This window comes from Cupriavidus sp. C1SS-2L, assembly GCF_057073735.1.
In genome coordinates, this window is sequence record NZ_CP172708.1 from 79,749 (window position 1) to 105,614 (window position 25,866).

A 25,866-nucleotide genomic window follows, 5' to 3' on the forward strand; every position below is an offset into this window, starting at 1 on the left:
CAGCCATGACGGCCCTGCCGCTGACCGCCACCGACATCCGCGATTGCCTCGAAGGCGTGATTCCGGCCGTGATGGCCACCTGCGCGGCGGACGGCACGCCTAACGTCGCCTATCTTTCGCACGTGCAGTTCGTCGACCCGGAGCACGTCGCGCTGTCGTTCCAGTTCTTCAACAAGACGCGCGAAAACGTGCTGGCCAATCCGGTCGGCACCGTGCTGATGATCCATCCGGACACCGCGGCGATGTTCCGCCTGACCGTGCATTACCTACGCACCGAAACCTCTGGCCCGCTGTTCGAACATATGAAGGCAAGGCTGGCCGGCATCGCTTCACATTCGGGCATGGAGAATGTGTTCCGGCTGCAGGGCGCGGATGTGTACCGAGTGTCGGCGATCGAAGCCGTGCCAGGCGGCGGGCGATTGCCCGCACCGTCTGACCAGCCTCGCCGGCAGTTGCTCGGTGCGCTTCGCTGCGTCAGCGAACGGCTGGCAGCGTGCACCGAGACCGACCAGCTTTTCGATGTCACGATGGCCAGTCTGGCGGCAGGCTTCGGCATCGATCACGCGATGCTGCTCATGCATGACGCAAGCGCCGGACGGCTCTACACCGTGGCCAGCCACGGCTATGCGGAATCCGGCGTGGGGTCGGAGATCGCGCTGGGGGAGGGCGTGATCGGCGTGGCCGCGCGCGAACGCACGCCGATCCGCATCATGCAGATGACTTCAGACCGCAGCTACAGCCGCGCGATGCGCGACAGCGTGATCGACACGGGCCTGTCGGCACGGCTCGATACCGAGATCCCGCTGCCGGGATTGCCCGCGCCGGGCAGCCAGCTTGCCGTGCCGGTCTGCGTGGGGAACGCGCTGCTTGGTGTGCTGTTTGTCGAAAGCGAGCGGGAACTGCGCTTTACCTACGAGGACGAGGACGCGCTCGTGGTGCTCGCCGCCCAGCTCGGCCAGGCCATGCGCGGTTTGCAGGCCAGCGCCGATGCCGCGGCAGACGAGTCCGCCGGCGCCGAGGCATCGGGCGACGCACCGCCGCCGGCGCCGCAACCTGTACTGGTGCGCTACTTCGAGGCCGACGGCAGCGTTTTCCTCGATGACGACTACCTGATCAAGGGCGTGGCTGGCGCCATCTTCCGCCGACTGGTGTGCGACTACCTGCACGCCGGGCGCGAGGCCTTCACCAACCGCGAACTGCGGCTCGATCCGGCGCTCGGCCTGCCCGATATCAGCGACAACCTCGAAGCGCGGCTTGTGCTGCTGGCGCGCCGCCTGGTGGAGCGCAATGCCAGTGTGCGCATCGAGCGCACCGGGCGCGGCCGCTTTGCGCTGCGCGTGGCGCGGCCGCTGCGGATCGAGCATGTGGAGCGCGGCGGCTGATCAGCCCGCCGCCCAGACGGCCTGAGTCGGCCCCGCAGGCAGGCCCAACGCACGCGCGAGCTTCATCCAGTCCGGCATCGGCAGCAGTGTGCGGCAGACGTCGAGCAGTCCGGTGAAGGCTTCGGCTGGGGCGTTATCACGAATACCGGCCAGCATCAGCGCGCGCTCGGCTGGCGTGACGTTCGGCAGCATCCAGCGCGCGATCACGCCGACGGTCTCCTGCGGCAGCGACGCGACGATGCGGTTTTCGATGTCGAGCAGTTCCATATCGGTATGGCTGGCCCACAGCACGGCGTTGTGCCGGGTTTCCTCGAAATGCATGTGCTCGTAGTTCTCGGCGACGAACAGGGAAAGCTGGCGGTACAGCTCGCGGATGGCATCGGCGCGCGCGGCAGGCACCGCGCCGACACGGTCGGTCAGTGCGCGCAGCGCGCGGATCTCGGCCATATGCGTTTCGTGCTCGTGCGCGATGCGGGTCGTCGAGCCGGGCACGCGCGCTTCCATCGCGGCGTGCACGTAGTCATTTTCCTTGTGCAGGTGCTGCTCGCAGGCCGAGAGCAGGTCCCGTACCTGGCTCAGCGAGCCGCGCAGTTCGGCTTCGTCGTCGGTGTCGGTGCGGCCCACGCGCAGCAGCGTGTCGGCCATGAAAGCGCGCAGCGCCTTGTGGATGCGCACATAAATGTCAAAGCGCGGCGCCTGTTGTGCCTCTTGGTCTTGTTGCGCGAAGCCGTGGGTATTGCCAGTGACTGCCATGATGAACCTGTCTCCTTGTGGGCACCTGCGGTGCCGGGGCGGCCTGCAATCAATCAGTCCGGCGTCCTCAGGCCGATGCGGACGCCGTGTGAAAGGCAGTCTAGGTAGCAGCGCCCAGGCAGGTTCGTAAAAGTTCGCTCAGGAAATCTTAACTGTTCCTTAAAGCGCGGGTTTGCGCGAATCCACGCGAATGACAGCGGACCACGCGATGCTGCTGTGCGCATGCGCGCGCATCGGCGATAGATGCGATCAAAATGGCGTATGAGACGCAGCAGGATCGCGAGCCAAATTCAAAGCGACCGAGACGCAGTATGTCGCTGTTTTGCGGCATCATGGCGGGCATGACGTCTGCCGTACCCCCACCTCCTGTTTCTCCGTGCCCCTCAGTTCCGGCCTGCGAGCGCTGTCTGGCGCTGGCGGCCGATCCGCGGCGCCGCGAGCCGCCGTCCTGCCTCGCGCTGCGTAATACCGCACCGGTGGTCAGCCAGAGCTCGTCCGGCGTTCCCTACAGCATGCTCACCTTTTGTTGCCGGGATTGCGGCACGGTCTGGCGCCTGTACGACCGCGCCAACGAACTGTTCGTGTCGTGGGTGCCGGAGCACCCGCTGGTACGCTGAGCGGGAAGCGCTGGGGCCGATCAGCTAACATAGCGCGACGCGGCCGTGCGCCGCGCCCTTCGATCTCCCGCACCCGTCATGGCTTTTCTTTCCCGCATGTCCCTGCTGGCCGCGCTTGGCGCCGCCAGCCTTATGGCGGCAGCCCTGCCTGCCTCCGCCGCCGACAATTACCCCAGCCGCCCGATCCGGCTGATCGTCGCCTATCCCACTGGCGGGATCAGCGACACCGTCGCGCGCGCGCTCGGCGAACGGCTGTCCGCGCAGATGGGAACGTCGGTGGTGGTCGAGAACAAGGCGGGCGCTGGCGGCAGCATCGGCATCGACGCTGTCGCCAAGGCTGCGCCAGACGGCTATACGCTCGGCTTTGCCTCGACCAGCCCACTCACGCTCAATCCGCATGTGGGCCATGTCAACTATGACCCGCAGCGCGACGTGGCCCCCGTCATGAGCGTCATGTATTCGCCGGTGCTGATCGTCGCCGCGCAGAGCTTCGCGGGCAAGACCTTCCAGGATCTTGTGGCGCAGGCCAAGGCCAAGCCGGGCTCGGTGCGCTGGGCCACGTCGGGCCTCGGCACGGTCGGGCATGTCGTGCTGGAACAGGTGAAGGCGAAGTCGAAAGCCGAACTGACGCTGATTCCGTACAAGGGCGCCGGCCAGCAGATGAACGACGCGCTCGGCGGCCAGTTCGAGGTGATGAGCACCAATGCCAGCCCCGCGCTCACGCAGCACATGCAGGCCGGTCGCCTGCGCGCGCTCGCCGTGGGCGCGCCCAAGCGCATCGAGAGCATGGCCGGCGTGCCGACACTCGCGGAACTTGGCTATCCCAAGGCGAACCTGACCTCGACCTTCGGCATCTTCGCGCCGGGCAAGACGCCGGTGGCGATCATCAACAAGCTCAATGCCGAACTGAACAAGGCGCTCGCGGAGCCCGACGTGCATGAGCGCCTGCTCAAGGGCGGCGAGGTGCCGACCGGCGGCACGCCCGCCCAGTTCGCGAAGGCGATCCACGAGGAATACGTGGAGAACGCGCGCATCGTCAAGGAAGCCGGCATCAAGGCTGACTGAGTTGTTTCATCGGCACAGGACCGGGGTTTCACAACTGGTCCAGCCGGTTCCCCAGGCCATAGACGGCCGATAGCCGCACGCCGTTGTGCGGCCACAGCGCGAGCTTGGTGCGCACGCGCGACAGGTGGCTGTCCACGGTGCGCGACGCCGCATCGACGTGATAGCGCCAGACTTCGTTGACCATGGTCTGGCGCAGCACCAGCGAGCCCAGGTTGCGGAACAGCAGGACGGCCAGATCGAATTCCTTGGGCGCCAGCGCCACCGCCTTGCCGTGGACCCAGGCGCGCCGGTCAGCCGTGGCAAAGCGGAAAGCACCATGGGCGAGGTCGCAGCCATGCGCGCTGGTCGGGCATGCGCGGCGCAGCAGCGCCATCACGCGGGCGGACAGTTCGGCCATCCCCACCGGCTTACGCAGATAGGCGTCGGCGCCTTCGGCGAGGCAACTGGCGATTCGCGCTTCCTCATTGGAGTCGCCCAGCAACATTACCGGCAACTCATGGCCGAGTGTTCGTCGCACCCATGAGAGCACGTCCAGCGCCGCAATGCCCGGCGTGTCGCCGTCGAGCAGCAACATGTCGAAAGTGGCGCCCCGCAGAGCCTGGATCAGCGACCGGCCATGGATATAGCGCGTGCACTGGTGCCCACTGAGGCGCAGCGTCTGTTCAATGCCGACGGCCCGGGTCGGGTCGGCCTCCAATACGGCAATTCTCACGTCGTCTCTCCTGGCGCTTCCGGATGCGGGAAGGTCGTCCGGCATGGCAGTCGCCCATGGTAGGGGCCGCTGCCCGGGGCAAGAAGTAAACGATTGTTGAAAGCTGGAATTCGATTTGAGGCCCATCCTATTCGGACGTCCCGGCTGGCGGTTTCTAATGCCCTCTCGCGCAAACGCTGAGAGAGACAGACCATGGGAAAGACGATTGCCTCGCTGGAAGCCGATCCCGTCCACGCGGCGCTGATCCGCCGGATCGTCAATGAAGCCGGATACGAATGCGTGAGCTTCAGCCAGAGCCGACGCCTGTTGCTCGCCCTGCATGACACCGCGTTCGACTTGCTGCTGCTTGACTGGGACATGCCCGGCATGTCCGGGCGCGAGGTACTGAACTGGTTACGCGGCAACCTGGACCGGCGCATCCCGGTGATGTTTCTTTCGTCCCGCGATGCTGAAGCCGACATTGTCAGCGCGCTCGTCGCCGGCGCCGATGACTATATGGCCAAGCCGATCCGCGCCGCCGAGCTGTCGGCACGAATCGGGGCGGTGCTGCGCCGATCCAGCCCTGACAACGTCGCGCGCAACGCGCCGCTGCGCCTGGCCGGCTATGTGTTTGACTGCGCCGCGCGGCAGGTGACCTGCCACGGCCATCCAATCTGCCTGACGCCAAAGGAATTCGACCTGGCCGTGCTGTTGTTCCGCAATGAAGGGCGCATCGTCACGCGTGACCACATCATCGCCACGGTCTGGGGCCGCGAGATCTCGCCGCTGTCACGCACCATCGATACGCATGTCTCGCGCGTGCGCAGCAAGCTGGGCCTGCATGCAAGGAATGGCCTCAGGCTGACGCCGGTCTATACGCATGGGTACCGGCTGGAGCTGGCGGAGAGTGAGGCGGCATGAAGACGTCCAGGTGGTCCGGTTGGTCATCCTGCGTCTGCCAAATAAAAAAAGGCACCTGAAGGTGCCTTTCGCCAAACAACTGACTGATCGGGGAGCGATCAGAAAATGTGGCGGATACCAGCGGCCACGCCCAGCTGGTTGTTGGCGCCCGGCAGTTCGGTCGTCGCGCCGCCCGAGACGTGGTTGTAGTCGACAGTGCCGTACACTTGGGTACGCTTCGACAGCGAGTACTCGGCCAGCAGGACGCCGGCGTAACGGTGGCCGCCATTGCCGGCGATACCGTTCTTGTTCTCGATGTAGTCGTAGTAGAACGCACCGGTCACTGCCAGGGCCGGAGTGGCCTGGTACGTCGTGCCGACATAACCCAGGTGGTCCTTACGCGGGTTGTTCAGGGCGCCAGCAGTGATGGCGGTCTGAGCGCCTGCGCCCGTCGAGGCTGCCGACTGGTTCATGAAACCGTTGTCGATCACGCCAGTGCGGTCCTTGCCGCCGAGGTAGCCCAGGAAGATCTTGGCCGGGCCGATGCTGTACTTACCGGCAGCACCGAACATTTGCTGACGCTCGCCAGCCTGGTTACGGATTTCCTGGTACACGCCGCCGATGCCGAACGGGCCATACGAGTAAGCGGCACGGGCACCCCAGTACTGGTTGGAGGTCATGCTGCCGGCGGTTTCGCCGAAGCCGTAGCTGGCGCCGACGTCCAGGCCGCCGAACTTGCCGCCGTAGCTCATGACGTTGTTCGCGCGGAACTGGGTCAGGAAGAACGGCCAGGCGTTGGCGGTGTAGTTACCGATGGTCAGCGGATCGTAGTCGCCGAAGAAATTAAAGCCTTCGGTGTACTGGCGGCCCAGCTTGACAGCGCCGAAGTCACCGCTCAGGCCAACGTAGGCCTGACGATTGAACAGCGTGTTGGCCGAGTTCAGCTTGCCGGTGTCGAGGCTGTAGCCGTTTTCGAGCTGGAAGATCGCCTTCAGGTTGTTGCCCAGGGCTTCAGCGCCCTTGAGGCCCCAGCGGCTTTGCGTCACAGCGCCATCGGTCAGTTCGGTCTTGCCGTGACCCGATGCGTCGGCATGGGTGGTGTAGCGAACGCTGACATCAGCGATACCGTACAGCGTGACGGAAGTCTGTGCAAAAGCGGAACCTGCCAGCAGGCTGCCGGCGGCGAGGACGATGGCCGATGATTTCTTCATGGTGCTCCTTTTCTGTTCTGTTCTGTTCTCCGCCGGATCACGACGGGGCACGGGGTCTACGTTTCGTGTAAACGCCGCGAAAATTTAACAAAACGCTGGAACGAAGGACACAAATACGCGCTGAAGCCCGGAACCGAGCAGGATTTTGGTGCAAATCCGTTGTCAGGCCGCTACACAATACTGCGTTGGTGCGTTGCACCAGCATCAGTGGGCATTTGCTGGTGCGCCAGGCGCAAATGAAGACGCGCCGGCGGGCCCTGAAAGAGGCGCGCCGGCGCGGGGGAACGATCAGTGAATCAGTTCTGGGGGATCTCGATCTTGACCTCGAGCACTTCCAGGTTGTCCTGGCGCTCAAGGCTCACGCGCAGATCCTGGTCGCTGATCTTGACGTATTTGGAGATCACGGCGACCAGCTCGCGCTGCAGCGCCGGCAGGTAATCGGCAGGCGCCGAATGGCCGGTGCGTTCGTGAGCCAGGATGATCTGCAGTCGCTCTTTGGCGACCGAGGCCGACTTCTTCTTTTCCCCCAGCAGGAAGGACAGGATCGACATGGGGATAAGTCCTCCTTACTTGTTTTACTTGTTGCCGAAGATGCGGGACAGCAGGCCGGGCTTCTGGTAATCCGTGAAGCGCATCGGCTTGTCCTTGCCAAGGAAGCGGTCCACCACGTCGCCATAGGCGTCAGCCACGTCGGAGCCTTCCAGGTGGATGGCCGGCGTGCCCTGGTTCGAGGCATGCAGCACGGCCTCGGACTCAGGGATTACCCCGATCAGCTTGATGCGCAGGATTTCCTGGATGTCCGTGAGCGACAGCATCTCGCCGCCGTGCACGCGCTTCGGGTTGTAGCGCGTGATCAGCAGGTGTTCCTTGATCGGCTCGCCACCTTCGCTCGCACGCTTGGTCTTCGATGCCAGGATGCCAAGGATGCGGTCCGAATCGCGCACCGACGACACTTCCGGGTTGGTGACGATCAGCGCCTCGTCGGCGAAGTACATCGCCATCAGCGCGCCCGATTCGATGCCGGCCGGCGAATCGCAGATGATGTACTCGAAGTTCATGTCGACCAGGCCCTTGATGACCTTCTCGACGCCGTCCTTGGTCAGCGCGTCCTTGTCGCGCGTCTGCGAGGCCGGCAGGATGAACAGGTTCTCGCACTTCTTGTCCTTGATCAGGGCCTGGTTCAGGTTGGCTTCGCCCTGCACCACATTGATCAGGTCATAGACGACACGGCGCTCGCAACCCATGATCAGGTCGAGGTTGCGCAGGCCGACGTCGAAGTCGATCACGGCAGTCTTGTGGCCACGCAGGGCCAGGCCCGCGGCAAAGCTGGCGCTTGTGGTGGTCTTGCCGACGCCTCCCTTACCGGAGGTCACAACGATGATTTTTGCCATGGCTCTTTGGTCCGTAATTAGGTTGAAGCTTGCGCTGCAGTGATTCAGTTCGTGGCTGGGCGCCGCCGGATCATTTCATCCGGATCGCTTCCAAGATCAGCTTTTCATCGGCCAGGCGAACCTGGGCGGACTTGCCAAGCACGTCGGCCGGCAGGGTCTGCTCGGCCGTGCGGTAGATGCCGGCAATGGAAATCAGTTCGGGCTCCATGCACGTGCTGAAGATGCGCGCGCTGGTATTGCCCTTGACGCCCGCCAGCGCTCGGCCGCGCAGCGGGGCATAGACGTGGATATTGCCTTCAGCGATCACCTCGGCGCCGTAGCTGACCACATCCATGATGACCACGTCGCCCTGCGCGTAGACCTGCTGGCCCGAGCGCAGCGGCTTGTCGATCAGGAGGGTCTGGGCTTGCTGGATGGCGGCCTTGACGGCGGCTTCGGTGGCGGACTGGGCAGCAGCGCGGGCGGCTTCGTCGCGCGCGGACTGTTCAGCGGCGGCCTCGGCTGCGGCGCGTTCTGCACGTTCGGCGGCCTCGGCGGCTTCGGCCGCGTCGCGCAGGCCGCGGCGGCTCTGGCTGTCGAGCAGCGGCAGGCCGAAGCGCTGGGCCCACTCATGCTGCGCGGGCCGCGCGACCACGCCGATTGCACGGGCCTTCAGCGTCGCGAGCGTGCCGATCACCGCGTCGAGCGAGACCTCGTCATCACTTTCAAGCGCACGCAGGTCCAGCGCGATCACGTCATTGGAGAAGAAATCGGGAGTGGCTTCGAACCGGGAGAGCAGGTCGTCCCGCAGTGCAGCCATGTCGGCGGTCTGGAGGGCGAGAAGGAGGGCGTCTACATTGCCACTGCGCAGCTCGAAGCGTGGCGATTTCTTCTGTGACATAGCCGGGTGACCGTGGAAATGCCACATTCTAACTGCGTCTTCGGTGCGAACTGTAACAAATGGGTGGACTTTGTCCTCAGGTGCTGCACGCAATCCATCTGACGTGTCCAAGTGGTGCCTGCGACAGCGCGGCCGTCCCTTGCGGTCGCGTGCGGCGCTGCCTTGTTACGATTGCTTCATCTGCAGAACGGAGCTGTCATGGGCGCGATCGTCAATAGTGTGGCCTACCGGGAAGGCAAGCGGCTCGGCACGGTCGGCATCAAGGAGATTCCGCAGGCGCTGAGCGTGCCAGGTACGTTCGTGTGGCTGGGCCTGCATGAGCCGGACCTGGCCCTCCTGCGCCAGGTGCAGCAGTCGTTCGGGCTGCACGACCTGGCGGTCGAAGACGCACTTGATGCCCACCAGCGGCCGAAGCTCGAGGCCTACGGCGATTCGGTGTTCATTGTGCTCAACACCGCGCAACTGATCGAGGACGAGGTGGTGGTCGGGGAGACGCATATCTTCGTCGGCCCGAACTACGTCGTGTCGGTGCGTCACGGCGCCAGCAGTACCTATGCGCCGGTGCGCGAGCGCTGCGAAAGCGACCCGCAGGGGCTCGCCAACGGCCCTGGCTATGTGCTCTATGCGCTCATGGATTTCGTGGTCGACCACTACATGCCCATCGTCACGCGCCTGGAAGATACCTTTGCCGAGCTGGAGCAGGACATTTTCCGCGACGAATTCGACCGCGCAGCGATCGAGCGGCTGTACCAGATCAAGCGGCAGGTGCTGCGCCTGCGCAATTCGGTGAACCCGGTCGAGGACATGTGCGGCCAGCTTATCCGCCTGCACGAAGACCTTGTGCCCAAGGAACTGCGCGCCTATTTCCGCGATATCGAGGACCACGCCAGCCGGCTCGTGCGCACACTCGACGTCGTGCGCGAAATGCTGACCACGGCCGTCCAGGTCAACCTCGCGCTGGTCACCGTGGGGCAGAACGAGGTGGTCAAGCGCCTGGCGGGCTGGGGTGCGATTCTCGCGATCCCGACCGTGGTGTTCAGCCTCTACGGCATGAATTTCTCGTTCATGCCGGAACTGAAGTTCCACTATGCGTACCCGGTCGTGATCGGCGTCACGGTTGTCGCTTGCGGGGCGCTATGGCGACGGCTACATCGTGCCGGATGGATTTGATGTGCATGATTTATGAATTTAATGGATGTTATTTGATATTCATTGGCATGTGTAATTATTCGCGCGAATAATCTTGGGGCTACCGCCTGCCTTCCGGGCCGAGCCGCCGCCTCCTACACTGGAATCAAGAAGGCGCAGCGCATCCCGGAGTTCGTCATGCCTCAAGCCCGCCCCCCGCTCTGGCCCGCCGCGGCAGCCGGCCTGGCCTGTCGCCGTCCGTTGGCCATCGCCACGCTGGCCTTGGCGCTGGCGCTTTGTCCTGACCCGCTGATTCACGCGGCGCCTGCCCCCGCTCAGCCGGCCCAGGCGCAGACACGCGAGGCACTCGCCGCCTATGAGGCCGGCGCGTTCGATACCGCACTGCGCGGCTTCGCCGCCGCCGCACGGGAAGGCAACCGGCTGGCCCAGTTCAACTACGCGATGATGCTGCTGCGCGGCGAGGGCACGCCCGTCAAGCCGCAGGAAGCGCTGGTCTGGCTGCGCAAGGCCGCTGACAACCAGATGACACATGCGCAGTTCACCTTTGGTGACCTGTACGAGCGCGGCGAGTTGGTGCCGCGCTCGCTCGAAGAGGCCAACCGCTGGTATGAACGCGCCGCGCAGGGCGGCCACATTCAAGCGCAGGTGGCGCTGGCGACCAACTACTTCACCGGCCGCGGGGTGCCGCGAGACTATGCCAAGGCCTTCGAGTGGTACAACCGTGCCGCCGCGGCGGGCGACGGTGGTGCACAGTACATCGTTGGCAGTTACTACGAACGCGGCGAGCCTGGCGTGGTCGGCAAGGACATCGAACAGGCCAAGATCTGGTATGCGCGCTCGGCGGCGCATGGCGATCCGGGCGCGCTGGCCAAGCTGCGCTCGCTGCTGGAGCAATCCGTACGCGCGAAGGCCGGCAGCTCGATGTAAGCGGCCGCGAGAGGGTACAAGTCTTGCTTGAGACAGCGCGACAATCATCGCAGCAACCGCCTGGGAGGGCGCCGTGGCCATACATGTCGCACTGAATCACGTCACGCACTATCGCTATGACCGTCCGGTGAAGCTGTCGCCACAGGTGGTGCGCCTGCGGCCTGCACCGCATTGCCGCACGCCGATCCTGTCCTACGCATTGCGCATCGAGCCGGCGCAGCATTTCATCAACTGGCAACAGGATCCGTTCTCGAACTACCTGGCGCGGCTGGTCTTTCCCGAGGCCACGACCGAATTCAAGGTCACCGTCGACCTTGTCGCCGAGATGTCGGTCTACAACCCGTTCGACTTCTTCCTCGAACCGTCGGCCGAACGCTTTCCGTTCGAGTACGACGCCGGTCTCGCGCACGACCTGGCTCCCTATCTGGTGCGCGATGAACTGACGCCGCGCTTTGCAGACTTTGTCGGCAGCATCGACCGCACCGAATGCCGCACGCTCGATTTCCTGGTCGCGCTGAACCAGCGCCTGCAACGCGAGATCCGCTATCTGATCCGCATGGAGCCGGGCGTGCAGACGCCGGAGACCACGCTTAACAATGCCTCGGGTTCATGCCGCGATTCCGGCTGGCTGCTGGTGCAGACACTGCGCCATCTCGGTCTGGCAGCGCGTTTCGTCTCGGGCTACCTGCTGCAGCTTGCGCCCGATGTGAAGGCCATCGACGGCCCCAGCGGCGCCGAGCGCGATTTCACCGATTTGCATGCATGGTGCGAGGTGTATTTGCCCGGCGCTGGATGGATTGGCCTGGACCCGACCTCGGGCCTGCTCGCGGGCGAAGGGCATATCCCGCTTGCGTGCACGCCCGAGCCGGGTAGCGCGGCGCCGGTGACCGGCGCCGTCGACGAGTGCGAAGCGGAGTTCAGCCATGCGATGACCATCACGCGCGTTCACGAATCGCCGCGTGTCACGCTGCCCTATACCGAAGACCAGTGGCAGGCCGTGAACGCCGTGGGCGCCGCGGTGGACCGCGACCTGCAGGCGATGGATGTGCGCCTGACCATGGGCGGCGAACCCACCTTCGTCTCGGCGCGCGACCGCGACGGCGCCGAATGGAACACCGATGCGCTGGGCCCGACCAAGCGCGGCCTGGCCACCGAACTGGTGCATCGCCTGCGCGAGCGTTACGGCGCGGGCGGCTTCCTGCATTTCGGGCAGGGCAAGTGGTATCCGGGCGAGCAGTTGCCGCGCTGGGCGCTGACGATCGCGTGGCGTGCCGATGGCATGCCGTGCTGGCAGAACCCGGCCCTGTTCGCCGACGAACGCCACCCGGGCGACTACACCGATGCCGACGCACGCCGCCTTATGATGACCCTGTGCGACCGGCTTGGGGTGGACGCATCGTGCGCGCAACCGGCCTACGAAGATGCCTGGTACTACCTGTGGCGCGAACGGCGGCTGCCGGTCAATGTCGATCCGCATGCCTCGCGCCTTGACGACGAGATGGAGCGCGTGCGCCTGCGCCGTGTGTTTGATACGGGCTTGGCGAGTGTGACCGGTTACGTGCTGCCGCTGGCGCGCGCGGAAGGCGAGAACGACGACGCTGTGGAAATTGGCTGGGAAACCGGACGCTGGTACCTGCGCGAGGAGCGCCTCTACCTGCATCCCGGCGATTCTCCGATGGGCTATCGCCTGCCGCTCGATTCGCTGCCGTGGGCCAGCGAGGCCGACCGCGTGCAGCAGTTCGAGCAGGATCCGTTCGCGCCGCGCGCAGCCTTGCCTGCGGCCGCAGCACTGCGGCGACAGTCACCGGCACGGTCGGCTGCCACGACGCCAGCGCGGCGAGCTGCCGGTGCGGCCGCTGGCCCGGGTACGGGCGGCGGCACGGCCGCCGCTTCACAAGGCGAGCCCGCACGTGGCCAATCCGCACCAGGCGTGATACGTACTGCGCTATGCGTGGAAGTCCGCCATCCCGCCCGCGCGGCAGGGCCAAAGATCGAAGCCGAACAAATGGACGACAAGCGCGGCGTGATTTACGTCTTCATGCCGCCGCTGCCAAAGCTGGAGGACTACCTCGCGCTGGTGCAGGCCGTGGAAGCCACGGCCGCCGCGCTGAACGTGCAGATCGTGCTCGAAGGCTATCCGCCACCGCGCGATGCACGCCTCAAGGTGCTGCAGGTCACGCCGGACCCCGGCGTGATCGAGGTAAACATCCACCCGGCCGCGAACTGGGAGCAACTGGTTGACCACACCGAGTTTCTCTACCTGGCCTCGCACGAATGTTTCCTGTCGACCGAGAAGTTCATGCTCGACGGCCGCCATACCGGCACCGGCGGCGGCAACCATTTCGTGCTGGGCGGGGCGACGCCGGCCGACAGCCCGTTCCTGCGGCGCCCGGACCTGCTGGCCAGCCTGATCACGTACTGGCACAACCACCCGTCGCTCTCATACCTGTTCTCGGGCCTCTTCATCGGCCCGACCAGTCAGGCGCCGCGCGTGGATGAGGCGCGCAACGACCAGCTCTATGAACTCGATATAGCCTTCGCCGAACTGCGCCGTCAACTCGCCGGACGCGAGCAGGGCGGCACCAACGGCTACGTGCCGCCGTGGCTCGTCGATCGCGTGCTGCGCAACCTGCTGATCGACGTCACCGGCAACACGCACCGCGCCGAGTTCTGCATCGACAAGCTCTATTCGCCCGACGGCCCGACCGGCCGGCTCGGCCTGCTCGAATTGCGTGCGTTCGAGATGCCGCCGCACGCACGCATGAGCCTGGTGCAGCAGTTGCTGCTGCGCGCGCTGGTCGCACGCTTCTGGCGCGAGCCGTACCACGCGCCGCTTACGCGCTGGGGCACGGCGCTGCATGACCGCTTCATGCTGGGCAGCTTCGTGCAGATGGATTTCGACGATGTGCTCGCCGACATGAATGCCGCGGGCTTTACGTTCGATGCGGCTTGGTTCGCGCCGCATTTCGAATTCCGCTTCCCGCGCATCGGCGAGCTGGCCGCAGGCGGCCTCGCGCTCACGCTGCGCGGCGCGCTGGAGCCCTGGCACGTGATGGGCGAGGAGGGCGGCGCCGGTAGCACGGTGCGCTATGTGGATTCATCGGTCGAACGCATGGAAGTGCGCGTGCTCGGCCTGAACGACAGCCGGCACGTGATCACGGCCAACGGCAAGTCTCTGCCGCTGCAGCCGACAGGGCGTGCCGGCGAATTCGTCGCGGGCGTGCGCTACCGCGCGTGGGCGCCGCCATCGTCGCTGCATCCGACCATCGGCTCGCATGCGCCGCTGACCATCGACGTCGTCGACACGTGGTCGGAGCGCAGCATCGGCGGCTGCCAGTATCATGTCGCACATCCGGGCGGACGCAACTACCAGGCCTTCCCGGTCAACGCCTACGAGGCGGAAAGCAGGCGGCTGGCGCGCTTTTCGGCCTACGGGCATACACCGGGGCGCACCGTCGCGCAGGCGCCACAGCGCAGCCTTGAGTTCCCCTTCACGCTCGACCTGCGCCAGGGGTAGACATGCAGCACCGCGGCTGCGCCGGGACAGGCCAGCCGCCAACGGGAGACCCAATCTTGGCCCAGCCCCTGTCGCGGCCGACTGATGACCTCGATGCCACCCATGCGGCAGCGGCGATTGCCGCTGCCGCACGTCTTGCGCAGCCGGTTCCCGCCGGGCATCTCGACGAACTTCGCTTGCCCGCTGGCAGCTTGCGCGAAGCATGGGCGCGCTTCTTCACCGTAGTCGGCGAACCGAGTGCGGAAACGCTGGGGCCGCGCGCGACGGCCATGGCGCGCCAGATCCGCGACAACGGTGTCACCTACAACGTCTACGCCGACCAGGGTGCGGCGCGTGCGTGGCCGCTGGAGCTGTTCCCGTTCCTCGTCACGGAACAGGACTGGCAGCTGATCGAGCGCGGCGCCGCGCAGCGTGCGACCCTGGCCAACGCGATCCTGGCCGATATCTACGGCGAACAGACGCTGCTTTCGAGCGCGCTGCTGCCGCCGGGGCTCGTGTACGGGCATCCGGGCTACCTGCATCCGCTGCGCGGCTACCAGCCGCCGGGCGGCAGTTTCCTGCAGATCGTCGCGGTCGACGTCGTGCACACCGACGATGGCTGGACCGTCATGGCGCATCGCACCGATACGCCTTCGGGCATGGGCTACGCGCTCGAGAACCGGCTGATCATCTCGAGCCTGTTCACCGATGCCTTCCGCGACCTGCACGTGCGGCGCCTACCGCCCGCATTCGCGCAACTGGTGTCCACGCTCGCGCATGCCCCGCTCGCCGCTGCGACAGAAGCCGGAAGTGGACGAGATGGACCTGTCAGTGCCGGCACCGGTCACCACATCGTGCTGCTCACGCCCGGCCCCTACAGCGAGACCTTCTTCGAGCACACCTTCCTGGCCCGCTATCTCGGCATCACGCTGGTCGAGGGCAAGGACCTGACCGTGCGCAACGACGTGGTCTACCTCAAGACCTTCGGCGGGCTTGAACGCGTGGACGTGGTGCTGCGGCGCCTGGACGACGTCTTCTGCGATCCGCTCGAGCTGCGCCATGACTCCACGCTTGGCATACCCGGGCTACTCGAAGCGATGCGTGCAGGCAACGTGATGGTTTCCAACGTGCCCGGCGCGGGCTTCCTCGAGTCGCCGGCGATCCACGGATTTCTGCCCGGCATCGCCGAAGCGTTGCTCGGCGAGCCGCTGATTCTGCCCGGCGTGCCGAGCTGGTGGTGCGGCGAGGATGCCGCGCGCGAACAGGCCCTCTCCACGCTGACCGAAGCGTTCGTGATGCCGACGTATCCGCGCCGTGCGGACTTGTCCGACGAGCCGCCATTGGGTATGGAGCTGGGCCTGCAGGCGCTCGACGGATGGCGCGAGCGCATTGCGCGCATGCCGGACCGCTACACGTTGCAGCCGCCGCTGCCGCTGTCACACACGCCATGCTGGGAAGGGACTCAGATCGGCTCGCGTGCGGCGATGCTGCGCGTGTTCGCCGTCGCCGATGGCAATGGCGGCTGGCAGGTCATGGCGGGCGGCTTCAGCCGGCTCGCAGCGCCGCAGCTCGAATCGGTATCGATGCAGCTTGGCGGCACCAGCGCGGACACGTGGGTGCTGTCCGGTCAGCCTGTACCCGCCGCGCCGCTGACAGGGCGTACCGGTCTGGCTCCGCCGACGCCGGCCCGGCCGCTCGCGGTGTCGAGCCGCGCGGCGGAGAACCTGTTCTGGGCCGGGCGCTACGCCGAGCGTGCCGAAAATAATGTGAGGCTATGCCGCCAGATCCTCGGCTCGATCGAAAGCAGCGACGATACCGACGACGGCACGCTGTCAATGCAGGGCCAGCTTGCAGAGAGGGACGGCCTGGTTCCGGCCGAGGCGCCTTCGCCAAAGACGTCGCTGCGCCTGTTCGAACGTAGCCTGGTCGCGACGCTCGCCGATGCGCGCGGCGGTACCGGACTGGCGCAGAACCTCGCCGCACACGCCGCCGCCGCCAGCGAAATCCGCAACCGCCTGTCCAACGATCACTGGCGCACCATTCTGGCCGCGCGCAACGATTTCGGCGACGCGATGATGGAGGCTACGCTGGCGCCGAGCGAAGGGGCCGTCAGCTATGACCGTGCGCGCGTGCTGTCCGCGCTGGAGCACCTCGCCATGCAGCTGGGTGCCATCAACGGCGCGCAGGGCGATCGCATGTCACGCGACGAAGCATGGCGGCTGGTCTTCATCGGCCGCCATATCGAGCGCCTGGCCACCATGAGCAACTTCCTGCTGACTGCCATCGACACTGGCGCGCTGCGCTCGCGCAGTGGCTTCGAATTGCTGCTGCACCTGTTCGATTGCACGCTGACGTACCGCTCGTTGTATCCGGGTCGTACCGACCTCGCTGCACTGGTCGAGCTGCTCGTGCTTGAGCCCACTAATCCGCGCGGCTTGTACGGGTTGCTGGAACGGTTGCGCAGCAAGCTGGAACAGCTCGCGCCAGGCGGCAGCGCGCAGACGCGCGTGCCGCTCGCGGAATTGCTCCCCGCACCGAGCGCGCTGCCCACGCGCGCGGCGCTGTGCGAACCGTTGGGCGAAGCCGGAGGGGATCCCGCCGCGTTGTCGGCGCTGTGCCAGCTGTTCATCGAGCGCATGGGGCGCGTGTCCGATGAAATCAGCGCGCGCTATTTCAGCCATGCCGGCGCCAACCCGGAGGCAGAGTCGTGAACGACGTCGCGTCCACGTGCACCGGCGGCTGCACGCTCAACGTGCTGCACACGACTACCTATCACTATTCGCAGCCCGTCGAGCACGCGCAGCAGCGCGCCGTGGCGACGCCCCCTGACTTGCCTTGGCAATCCGTCACCGCGCACGACACGCGCATCGAGCCCGTGCCCTCGCACCAGCACGTGCGCACCGACGCATTTGGCAACCGCGTGCTGCATTTCATGCTCGACGTGCCGCACACGCAGATGCAGCTCACGTGCGCGAGCACCGTGGTACTCACGCCGCGCTGGCAGACGCTTGATCCGTCCGCTTCCGCGCCGTGGGAAACCGTGGCGCAATCGCTGCGCTTCCACGCGGCCCAGCCGTTCGAGCCTGCCACGCAGTTCGCCTTTGCCTCGCCCAACATTGCACTGCATCCGAGCCTGCGCGACTACGCGTTGCCCAGTTTTGGCGCAGGCGTGCCCGTCGTGGCGGGTGCCATGGACCTGATGCGGCGCATCCATGCCGATTTCACGTATCACAGTGAATCCACCGAGGTGCATACGCCCGCCATGCAGGCGTTCGCGCAGCGCAGCGGCGTGTGCCAGGACTTTGCGCAGGTGATGATCGGCTGCCTGCGTTCCGTGGGTGTCGCAGCGCGTTACGTGAGCGGTTACCTGTGCACCGAGCCGCCGCCTGGAGAGGAGCGGCTGGTCGGCGCCGACGCCTCGCACGCGTGGGTATCGGTGTATTGCCCGGTCGCGGGCTGGGTCGACCTCGATCCGACCAACAATGTGCTCGCGGACACGCGCCACGTCACGCTCGCGTGGGGCCGCGACTACAGCGACGTGCCGCTGCTGCACGGCGTGATCGTCGGCGGCGGCGCGCATGGCGTGGATGTCGGCGTAACCGTGGTGCCGGTGGACTGAACGGCCGGCAAGCTGGCAAGGCAATTGCTTGAAGCATCCCGGGCAATATTACGGGAGCCGCTATGCTGAGCCGCACCGCCGATCACCTGTACTGGATGGCCCGCTACACCGAGCGCGCGGAGAACACCGCGCGCATGCTGGACGTCAATTACCAGACCGCGCTGTTGCCGCAGGGTACGGAAGCGGCCGAGCAGGGCTGGCGGGCCATGCTCGATATCACCGAGCTGACGCCGCACTATGCCAAGCGTCACGGTGGCCTTAACCATGAAGCGATGATCGCCTTCATGGCGACCGACGAGAGCCATCACGCGTCGATCCTGTCCTGCCTGCGTGCCGCCCGCGAAAACGCCCGCGCGGTGCGCGGCGCGTTGACCACGCCGCTTTGGGAAACGATCAACGCCACATGGCTCGAAGCACGTCAGCTCGTCAGTGACGGCGCGCCATTGCACGATCCTCCGGCGTTCTTCGAGTGGGTCAAGTTTCGTTCCCACCTCGCGCGTGGGGTGGAAGTCGGCACCATGCTCAAGGACGAAGCGTTCTGTTTCATGCGGCTGGGAACGTTCCTGGAGCGCGCCGACAATACTGCGCGACTGCTCGACGTGAAATTCAGGCCTGCCGGCGGCCCTGTTCCGCAGGAGGACTCGTATCAGTGGGCAGCCGTGTTGCGCGCCTTGTCAGGCCTGGAGACGTATCGGAAGGTCTACCGCTCGGCCATCACGCCAGAACGGGTGGCGCAACTGCTGATCGTGAATGCTGCGATGCCGCGGTCGCTCGCGGCCAGCATGCAGGAGGTGGTGGCGATCCTCGCGCAGATTCGGAACCGGCATTCCGCCAATACCGAGCGGCGGGCCGGGCGGCTGCATGCGGAATTGCGATTTGCACGTATCGACGACATTCTTGCCGTCGGGATCCATGGGTGGCTGGGGGATTTTCTTGGGAAGGTCAGGGAGGTGGGGGAAGGGATTCGGGCTGATTTTCTTTTGGCATAGAGGCGGTGGCGCATGCCAGGCACACGCCGCCGCATCACCAAAACCGCTTACCCCAATTTCTTCTTCAACAACTCATTCACCTGCGCCGGATTAGCCTTTCCCTTGGTTGCCTTCATTGCCTGTCCAACCAGCGCATTGAACGCCTTCTCCTTTCCGGCCCGGAACTCTTCCACTGACTTGGCATTGGCCGCCAGCACGTCATCGATGATCTTCTCGAGCTCGCCGGTATCGGACATCTGCTTCAGTCCCTTGGCGGCGATGATCGCATCCGCATCGCCATTGGACTCACCTGCCCACATGGCCGGGAAGACATCCTTCTTGGCGGTGTTGTTGGACACCGTGCCATCGGCAATGCGCGCCAGCAGCCTGGCCAGTTGCAAAGGCTTCACCGGCGCGGCATCGATGCTGATGCCTTCACGGTTGAGCTGCGACGCCACATCGCCCATCAGCCAGTTGGCTGCCGGCTTGGCATTGGCCGCACCGACCTCGGCGACGACAGCTTCGTAGTAGCTGGCCATCGCCTTCGAAGCCGTCAGCGTGCTGGCGTCATACGCCGACAGGCCATATTGCGAAACGAAACGCGCTTGCATGGCCGCCGGCAATTCGGGCAGCTCACCGCGCACACGTTCGATCCAGGCTGCGTCGATCTCAAGCGGCATCAGGTCCGGGTCCGGGAAGTAGCGATAGTCGTGCGCGTCTTCCTTGGTGCGCATCGCGCGCGTTTCGCCGGTGTCCGGATCGAACAGCACGGTGGCCTGCTGGATCTTGCGGCCATCCTCGATCTCGTTGATCTGCCACTGCACCTCGTATTCGATGGCCTGTTGCAGGAAGCGGAACGAGTTCAGGTTCTTGATCTCGCGGCGCGTGCCGAATTCCTTCTGGCCAACGGGGCGCACCGAGACGTTGGCGTCGCAGCGGAAGCTGCCTTCCTGCATGTTGCCGTCGCAGATGCCCAGCCACACCACCAGCGAGTGCAGCGCCTTGGCATAGGCTACGGCCTCGGCCGCACTGCGCATGTCCGGCTCGGTCACAATTTCGAGCAGCGGCGTGCCGGCGCGGTTCAGGTCGATGCCGGTCATGCCGGCGAAGTCTTCGTGGAGCGACTTGCCCGCGTCTTCTTCCAGGTGCGCGCGCGTGAGCTGCACGGTCTTCTCGTACACCTCGCCCTTCTTGCCTTCGACCTGGATGGTGATGCTGCCGCCCTGCACCACAGGAATCTCGTACTGGCTGATCTGGTAGCCCTTGGGCAGGTCGGGGTAGAAGTAGTTCTTGCGCGCGAAGATGCTGCGCGGCGCGATGGTGGCGCCGATCGCCAGGCCGAACTGGATGGCGCGTTCTACCGCGCCCTTGTTCAGCACAGGCAGCACGCCCGGCAGCGCGAGGTCAACCGGCGAGGCCTGCGTGTTGGGCTCGGCGCCGAAGGCGGTGGAGGTCCCGGAGAAAATCTTGGAGGCCGTCGAGAGCTGCGTGTGCGTTTCGAGGCCGATCACCACTTCCCATTGCATGGCGGTATTCCTGTTCGGTTCTTGGGTTCTGTCTGTTGCGATGGACCAGAGCTGGCACCGGTCCGATTGTCTGTGTCTGTACTGCCGGCGCTCTCAGGGGTCGGGGCTCGCGAGCCATGAATCGAGCTGAGCCATGGCGGCGACGCGGGCCACGGCATCGCCGCCGACCGTTACGCCGCGGCCGGCGCGCGCGTTGCCTGAGTTGCCTAGCACGTCGCGGCGCACGTGAAGCTCGCTCGTGCCGTCAAAGCCGTGATAGGCGCCGGGATAGATCTCGAGCCGGAAGCGTGCATTTGGCTGGCGCGCGAGCACCGCGCTCTGCAGCATGGCGCAGCGCGTGGCCGGCGTCCAGTCGTCGGCGCCGCCGATCATCAGCAGCACCGGCGCGCGCAGCCGGAAGTTGTGCTGTTGCACGGCGCGCTTGCAGGCCGGATAGAAGGCCACGGCACGCTCTACCTGCGGCGTGTCGGCCGGCCATGCGCGGCTGGCGTCGACGGTGGCCAGTACGGCCTGCGCACCGTTGGACCAGCCGAGCAGCACGATGCGCGAAGCGTCGATGCCGGGCTGGCGCGCGACCCAGCGCAGCGCCGCCAGTGCGTCAGTGCGGCGCACGCGCTCGTCCATGCCGCGGGCTTCCGGCGAATCGCCGCACCCCGGCAGCCTGCCGTGCGCGGACAGGCTGTCCGGCATCAGCACGGCGTAGCCGCGCTCCGCCAGCCATTGCGCGTATTCGCGATAGCGTTGCTGCAGCGCGGGCGCGGCGTCCACGGTGCTGTCGGCGGCATTGTTGCCGGAGTTTCCGGCTTCCACGCGGATGGTTTCGGGGCGAGTGCCCAGCAGCCCGTTGCAGCCGTGCAGCGCGACCACGACAGGCAGCGGTTGCGTGCGCGGCGTGCTTCCCTCGCGCGGCACGAACCAGAAGGCGTTGAGCGCCGGCGCGCCTTGTTCGCCAGGCAGCAGCACGCGCTGCGCCGGCGTGGCGGCGCGTGTGGCCGGCGGCGTGCGCGTGGTGGCGCCGGGTGTCAGCGCGCTCAGCGGTGCCGTGTTGGCAGGCTGTACCAGCGCCGGCGTGGGCGGGGCGGGTGTATGCGCGATCGCCGCGCCGGCCAGCAGCATGCCGGCCACACCGGCCACGCGCATGGCGAGGCGGTGCAGTCGGTGCGGGCGTTGGCTGGCGGGCGTGGTGCGCATGGCGTATGGCCTTAGCGGGTTTGCGCGCAGGCGCCCGTGCCGGGTTCGAACATCACCGGCCACGCCTGTTCATAGATGCCCGGCGTGCAGCGCTGCTGGCAGTTGGCATGCGCCAGCGTCACGCGGCGGGGGTCCTGCCAGACCATCAGCTTGCAGCCGCTGCCGTCGTTCGCGCGCAGTTCGATATGCGGCTTCTTCTGGACCTGGCGGAAATCGGCCAGGTTGAAGCTGCATGAGCCGCGCTTGCCGACCCACAGCTTCCACGACAGTTGTTGCACGCTGTTGTCGGACACGCGCAACTGGGCGTCCTCGCGGAAGCCGTCTTCCTCGGTGCGGCGGCAGTCGCCGACAAGGTCGATATCGCGGGCGGCGATCGGCGTCGGCTTGCCGATGATCGGCAACTGGATGCAGCCGGCCACCACCGCCGCGAGCGCCGCAGCGAGGATCAGCCGGAAGCCTTGCGCAAGCCGTTTCATGCCTTGGCGGGACGGCGCAGGTGCCAGTCGGTCGCCTGCTGGAATGCGTGCGCGGTTTGCAGCAGGCGCGCTTCGTCGAAGTAGTTGCCGATCAGCTGCAGGCCGACCGGCATATTGCCTTCGCCGAAGCCGCACGGCACGCTCATGCCGGGCAGTCCCGCCAGGCTGGTCGACAGCGTGAAGATGTCGGCCAGGTACATCTGCACCGGGTCCGAGGTCTTCTCGCCGAGCTTCCATGCAACCGTGGGCGCGACCGGGCCCATGATCACGTCGCACTGGGCGAACGCGCGCTGGAAGTCGTCGGCGATGATGCGGCGGATCTTCTGCGCCTGCAGGTAATAGGCGTCGTAGTAGCCGTGCGACAGCACGTAGGTGCCGACCATGATGCGGCGCTTGACCTCGGCGCCGAAGCCTTCGGCGCGCGACTTCTTGTACATGTCGAGCAGGTCGCGGTACTCGGCCGCGCGGTGGCCGTAGCGCACGCCGTCAAAGCGTGACAGGTTCGATGAAGCTTCGGCCGGGGCGATTACGTAGTACACGGGAATCGACAGTTCGGTCTTCGGCAGCGAGACCTCGACCAGCGTGGCGCCGAGTTGTTCGTACTGGCGCAGCGCGGCGCGCACCGTCTCTTCCACATCGGGCGACAGGCCCTTGCCGAAGTACTCGCGCGGCAGGCCGATGCGCAGGCCTGCCAGCGGCTGGCTTTCGGAAGCGCCGGCGCGCGGCTGGCCCAGGTAGCGCGCGAAGTCTTCATCGACGCCGCCTTGCTCGGGCGGGATGCTGGTCGAGTCCTTCGCATCGAAACCGGCCATGGCGTTGAGCAGCAGCGCACAGTCTTCGGCGGTGTGGGCCATCGGGCCACCCTGGTCCAGCGACGACGCGAACGCGATCATGCCGTAGCGCGATACGCGGCCGTAGGTCGGCTTGATGCCGGTGATGCCCGAGAACGACGACGGCTGGCGGATCGAACCGCCGGTGTCGGTGCCGGTCGCGGCAGGCGCCAGTCCCGCGGCCACCGCGGCGGCCGAGCCGCCCGAGGAGCCGCCCGGCACACGGTCGGTGTCCCACGGGTTGCGCACCGCGCCGAAGAACGAGTTTTCGTTGGACGAGCCCATCGCGAACTCGTCCATATTGGTCTTGCCCAGCGTCACCATGCCGGCGGCGGCCATGCGTTCGACTACGGTGGCGTCGAACGGGCTTTCGTAATTGGCCAGCATCTTCGAGCCGGCCGTGGCGCGCCAGCCACGCGTCACGAACACGTCCTTATGGGCCACCGGCACGCCGGTGAGCAGCGTGGCCTCGCCGCGCGCGCGGCGTGCGTCGGCTTCGCGGGCCTGGGCTAGCGTGCGTTCGGCGTCGACATGGGTGAAGGCGTTCAGCGCGCCGGCCTGCTCGATGCGGGCCAGGTAGGTGCGCGCGAGTTCCTCGGCGGAAACGGAGCGCGCGGCCAGGGCGTCGGCAAGCTGGCGCAGGGAAGTCACGGAATCAGCGGAAAAGGGCATGACAGTCGGTTGGCATCAGGGGTGGCGTGCTTGGGTGCGGGCGCAATGAGGCAGCACGGGGTCATTCGATGACCTTGGGCACCAGGTAGAGGCCATTCTGGGTGGCCGGCGCGGGGCGCTGATAGTCTTCGCGGTGGTCGCTTTCGGTCACGGCGTCGTCGCGCAGGCGCTGGACCATGTCGCGCACGGTAGCCAGCGGGTGCGCCAGCGGTTCGATGCCGGTGGTATCGACAGCCTGCATCTGCTCGACCAGCGAGAAGAAGTTATTGAGCTGCGCAAGCGTCTGGGACGCCTCTTCATCGCTGGTTTCGATGCGGGCCAGATGGGCGATGCGCTTGACGTCGGAAAGGTCGAGGGCCATGGCGTAGTGGGTACGGGTCGGATGCAAAAAGGCGCTTGCAGCACAGGCGTCCGAGGCATGCGGCGGGTGCGTCGCGCGGCCCGGGCGGGGTGCCGAGGGGCGCCCCGGTGTCGTCGGATTAGCAGTTGTTTTCAGGCTGTAACCGCCCGAATCAGCTGGAATTATAAGGTATCATTGCGTGCTCTCGACCTTTGGCAACGTCCTCGCCACATGCGCGCCGGCGGAGCCTCTCAGGTGAATAATTTGTCACTTTTTCGGCGGGGTCTTCGACTGCCGTGAAACGTGCTTCGGGATGCACCGGCCGCGCGCCGGGGCGGAGATGTCCGAAGCTGATGGTCTGGGTCCCTCTGATTAGCCCTCTGCCGCATTGCGAAATTTCAGCGATGGGGCACAGACGTGATCTTTTCGCGAACTTTTTCGTGAGGTCTAATCAAAGGTTCCCGTAAGAGCGGCGCGCGACAGCGCTCCGCGGCAGTTTGCCGGCGCCATCCTGGAGCAGGGTGGCCGGTGGCGGACTGTCCGGCGTCCGGGAAGCCTGACCTTACCCGCATGAATACATTTTGTGGCCGGCCCGTAGTCGGTGCCGGCCACTTCGCCTACCCGCGAACCCAACAGAAACAGGATTCCTGATGTTCGGATTTCTCCGCAGCTACTTCTCCAACGACCTGGCCATCGACCTTGGCACCGCCAACACGCTGATCTATATGCGTGACAAGGGCATCGTGCTGGACGAGCCTTCGGTCGTGGCCATCCGCCAGGAGGGCGGTCCCAACGCCAAGAAGACCATCCAGGCAGTGGGCAAGGAAGCCAAGCAGATGCTGGGCAAGGTGCCGGGCAATATAGAAGCCATCCGCCCGATGAAGGACGGCGTGATTGCCGACTTCACCGTCACCGAGCAGATGCTCAAGCAATTCATCAAGATGGTGCATGACTCGAAGCTGCTGCGTCCGAGCCCGCGCATCATCATCTGCGTGCCGTGCGGCTCGACCCAGGTCGAGCGCCGCGCGATCCGCGAATCCGCCCTGGGCGCCGGCGCCAGCCAGGTTTACCTGATCGAGGAGCCGATGTCGGCCGCGATCGGCGCCGGCCTGCCGGTGTCGGAGCCGTCGGGCTCGATGGTCGTGGACATCGGCGGCGGCACCACCGAAGTCGGCATCATCTCGCTGGGCGGCATGGTGTACAAGGGCTCGGTGCGCGTCGGCGGCGACAAGTTCGACGAGGCCATCGTCAACTACATCCGCCGCAACTACGGCATGCTGATCGGCGAACAGACCGCTGAAGCCATCAAGAAGGAAATCGGCTCGGCGTTCCCGGGTTCCGAAGTCCGCGAGATGGAAGTCAAGGGCCGCAACCTGTCCGAAGGCATCCCGCGCGCATTCACGGTGTCGTCCAACGAAATCCTGGAAGCACTGACCGATCCGCTCAACCAGATCGTATCGGCCGTCAAGATCGCGCTGGAACAGACCCCGCCGGAACTGGGCGCCGACATCGCCGAGCGCGGCATGATGCTGACCGGCGGCGGCGCGCTGCTGCGCGACCTGGACCGCCTGCTGGCCGAGGAAACCGGCCTGCCGGTGCTGGTCGCAGAAGACCCGCTGACCTGCGTGGTACGCGGCTCCGGCATGGCGCTCGAGCGCATGGACAAGCTGGGCAGCATCTTCTCGTACGAGTAAGGCTGCAGGACTGCACGGCGCGATGCACCGCCTGCCGGATCTCGCGATCAGGGCTGCGGAGCAACGCTGCCTCCGCGGGAGCGCTCCC

General features: G+C 66.0%; 22 protein-coding genes. 11 read left to right on the plus strand and 11 right to left on the minus strand.

Annotation, left to right across the window (positions count from 1 at the left end; genetic code table 11):
* The first annotated feature begins 5 nt into the window (after window positions 1–5).
* On the plus strand, window positions 6–1,382 hold the full coding sequence (locus ACIGJG_RS00285) for a GAF domain-containing protein (protein ID WP_483672629.1): 1,377 nt from the start codon (window positions 6–8) through the stop codon (window positions 1,380–1,382).
* On the opposite strand, the gene ACIGJG_RS00290 is transcribed toward ACIGJG_RS00285, so the two are convergent.
* Window positions 1,383–2,135, minus strand: coding sequence for a hemerythrin domain-containing protein (locus ACIGJG_RS00290; RefSeq protein ID WP_483672630.1), 753 nt, complete (start codon window positions 2,133–2,135; stop codon window positions 1,383–1,385).
* A gap of 332 nt (window positions 2,136–2,467) precedes the next feature.
* Between ACIGJG_RS00290 and ACIGJG_RS00295 the strand changes: the two genes are divergently transcribed.
* Both ACIGJG_RS00295 and ACIGJG_RS00300 read left to right on the plus strand, forming a co-directional pair.
* Window positions 2,468–2,752 carry a hypothetical protein gene (locus ACIGJG_RS00295; protein WP_041679772.1) on the plus strand — a complete coding sequence of 95 codons (285 nt, stop codon included), beginning with the start codon at window positions 2,468–2,470 and terminating at the stop codon, window positions 2,750–2,752.
* A gap of 78 nt (window positions 2,753–2,830) precedes the next feature.
* Complete coding sequence (locus tag ACIGJG_RS00300) at window positions 2,831–3,817, plus strand: Bug family tripartite tricarboxylate transporter substrate binding protein (RefSeq protein ID WP_483672631.1); 987 nt, start codon at window positions 2,831–2,833, stop codon at window positions 3,815–3,817.
* Window positions 3,818–3,845: 28 nt separating this feature from the next.
* Here the strand turns inward: ACIGJG_RS00300 and ACIGJG_RS00305 are convergent, their stop codons facing one another.
* Entirely contained in the window at window positions 3,846–4,529 is a 684-nt protein-coding gene (locus ACIGJG_RS00305) for a response regulator transcription factor (RefSeq protein WP_483672632.1), read from the minus strand.
* Between the two features lie 192 nt (window positions 4,530–4,721).
* Between ACIGJG_RS00305 and ACIGJG_RS00310 the strand changes: the two genes are divergently transcribed.
* The gene (locus ACIGJG_RS00310) at window positions 4,722–5,429 is read left to right on the plus strand and encodes a response regulator transcription factor (protein ID WP_011296250.1); all 708 of its coding nucleotides are present in this window, start codon (window positions 4,722–4,724) and stop codon (window positions 5,427–5,429) included.
* A 98-nt stretch (window positions 5,430–5,527) separates the two neighbouring features.
* Here the strand turns inward: ACIGJG_RS00310 and ACIGJG_RS00315 are convergent, their stop codons facing one another.
* From ACIGJG_RS00315 to minC, 4 genes are all read right to left on the minus strand, one after another.
* Window positions 5,528–6,619, minus strand: a complete 1,092-nt coding sequence (locus tag ACIGJG_RS00315) for a porin (RefSeq protein ID WP_011296251.1) — start codon at window positions 6,617–6,619, stop codon at window positions 5,528–5,530.
* A 296-nt stretch (window positions 6,620–6,915) separates the two neighbouring features.
* On the minus strand, window positions 6,916–7,170 hold the full coding sequence (gene minE, locus ACIGJG_RS00320) for a cell division topological specificity factor MinE (RefSeq protein WP_011296252.1): 255 nt from the start codon (window positions 7,168–7,170) through the stop codon (window positions 6,916–6,918).
* 24 nt (window positions 7,171–7,194) lie between these two features.
* A complete protein-coding gene (gene minD, locus ACIGJG_RS00325) occupies window positions 7,195–8,010 on the minus strand; it encodes a septum site-determining protein MinD (RefSeq protein ID WP_011296253.1) in 816 nt (271 codons plus the stop codon).
* A gap of 70 nt (window positions 8,011–8,080) precedes the next feature.
* Window positions 8,081–8,890 carry a septum site-determining protein MinC gene (gene minC / locus ACIGJG_RS00330; protein ID WP_041679436.1) on the minus strand — a complete coding sequence of 270 codons (810 nt, stop codon included), beginning with the start codon at window positions 8,888–8,890 and terminating at the stop codon, window positions 8,081–8,083.
* 198 nt (window positions 8,891–9,088) lie between these two features.
* Here minC and ACIGJG_RS00335 point away from each other — a divergent pair, with 198 nt between their 5' ends.
* From ACIGJG_RS00335 to ACIGJG_RS00360, 6 genes are all read left to right on the plus strand, one after another.
* Window positions 9,089–10,060 carry a magnesium and cobalt transport protein CorA gene (locus tag ACIGJG_RS00335; RefSeq protein WP_011296255.1) on the plus strand — a complete coding sequence of 324 codons (972 nt, stop codon included), beginning with the start codon at window positions 9,089–9,091 and terminating at the stop codon, window positions 10,058–10,060.
* 156 nt (window positions 10,061–10,216) lie between these two features.
* Complete coding sequence (locus ACIGJG_RS00340) at window positions 10,217–10,966, plus strand: tetratricopeptide repeat protein (protein ID WP_220631199.1); 750 nt, start codon at window positions 10,217–10,219, stop codon at window positions 10,964–10,966.
* 73 nt (window positions 10,967–11,039) lie between these two features.
* Window positions 11,040–14,483, plus strand: coding sequence for a transglutaminase family protein (locus tag ACIGJG_RS00345; RefSeq protein ID WP_483672633.1), 3,444 nt, complete (start codon window positions 11,040–11,042; stop codon window positions 14,481–14,483).
* 2 nt (window positions 14,484–14,485) lie between these two features.
* Complete coding sequence (locus tag ACIGJG_RS00350) at window positions 14,486–17,173, plus strand: circularly permuted type 2 ATP-grasp protein (RefSeq protein ID WP_483672634.1); 2,688 nt, start codon at window positions 14,486–14,488, stop codon at window positions 17,171–17,173.
* Window positions 17,170–18,081, plus strand: a complete 912-nt coding sequence (locus tag ACIGJG_RS00355; protein WP_483672635.1) for a transglutaminase family protein — start codon at window positions 17,170–17,172, stop codon at window positions 18,079–18,081. The genes ACIGJG_RS00350 and ACIGJG_RS00355 overlap by 4 nt, the downstream gene beginning before the upstream one ends.
* Before the next feature lie 62 nt (window positions 18,082–18,143).
* Window positions 18,144–19,070 carry an alpha-E domain-containing protein gene (locus ACIGJG_RS00360; protein ID WP_011296260.1) on the plus strand — a complete coding sequence of 309 codons (927 nt, stop codon included), beginning with the start codon at window positions 18,144–18,146 and terminating at the stop codon, window positions 19,068–19,070.
* A 47-nt stretch (window positions 19,071–19,117) separates the two neighbouring features.
* Here the strand turns inward: ACIGJG_RS00360 and gatB are convergent, their stop codons facing one another.
* From gatB to gatC, 5 genes are all read right to left on the minus strand, one after another.
* Window positions 19,118–20,575 (minus strand): Asp-tRNA(Asn)/Glu-tRNA(Gln) amidotransferase subunit GatB, encoded by a 1,458-nt coding sequence (gene gatB / locus ACIGJG_RS00365; protein ID WP_011296261.1) that lies wholly within the window; start codon window positions 20,573–20,575, stop codon window positions 19,118–19,120.
* Window positions 20,576–20,668: 93 nt separating this feature from the next.
* Window positions 20,669–21,766, minus strand: coding sequence for a dienelactone hydrolase family protein (locus ACIGJG_RS00370; RefSeq protein WP_011296262.1), 1,098 nt, complete (start codon window positions 21,764–21,766; stop codon window positions 20,669–20,671).
* Window positions 21,767–21,777: 11 nt separating this feature from the next.
* On the minus strand, window positions 21,778–22,242 hold the full coding sequence (locus tag ACIGJG_RS00375) for a hypothetical protein (protein ID WP_011296263.1): 465 nt from the start codon (window positions 22,240–22,242) through the stop codon (window positions 21,778–21,780).
* Entirely contained in the window at window positions 22,239–23,744 is a 1,506-nt protein-coding gene (gatA, locus tag ACIGJG_RS00380) for an Asp-tRNA(Asn)/Glu-tRNA(Gln) amidotransferase subunit GatA (protein WP_140950893.1), read from the minus strand. The genes ACIGJG_RS00375 and gatA overlap by 4 nt, the downstream gene beginning before the upstream one ends.
* Window positions 23,745–23,805: 61 nt before the next feature.
* Window positions 23,806–24,105: an Asp-tRNA(Asn)/Glu-tRNA(Gln) amidotransferase subunit GatC gene (gene gatC, locus ACIGJG_RS00385; protein WP_011296265.1), complete on the minus strand. Its 300-nt coding sequence runs from the start codon at window positions 24,103–24,105 to the stop codon at window positions 23,806–23,808.
* A gap of 629 nt (window positions 24,106–24,734) precedes the next feature.
* Here gatC and ACIGJG_RS00390 point away from each other — a divergent pair.
* Entirely contained in the window at window positions 24,735–25,778 is a 1,044-nt protein-coding gene (locus ACIGJG_RS00390; RefSeq protein WP_011296266.1) for a rod shape-determining protein, read from the plus strand.
* The last annotated feature ends 88 nt before the right edge of the window (window positions 25,779–25,866 follow it).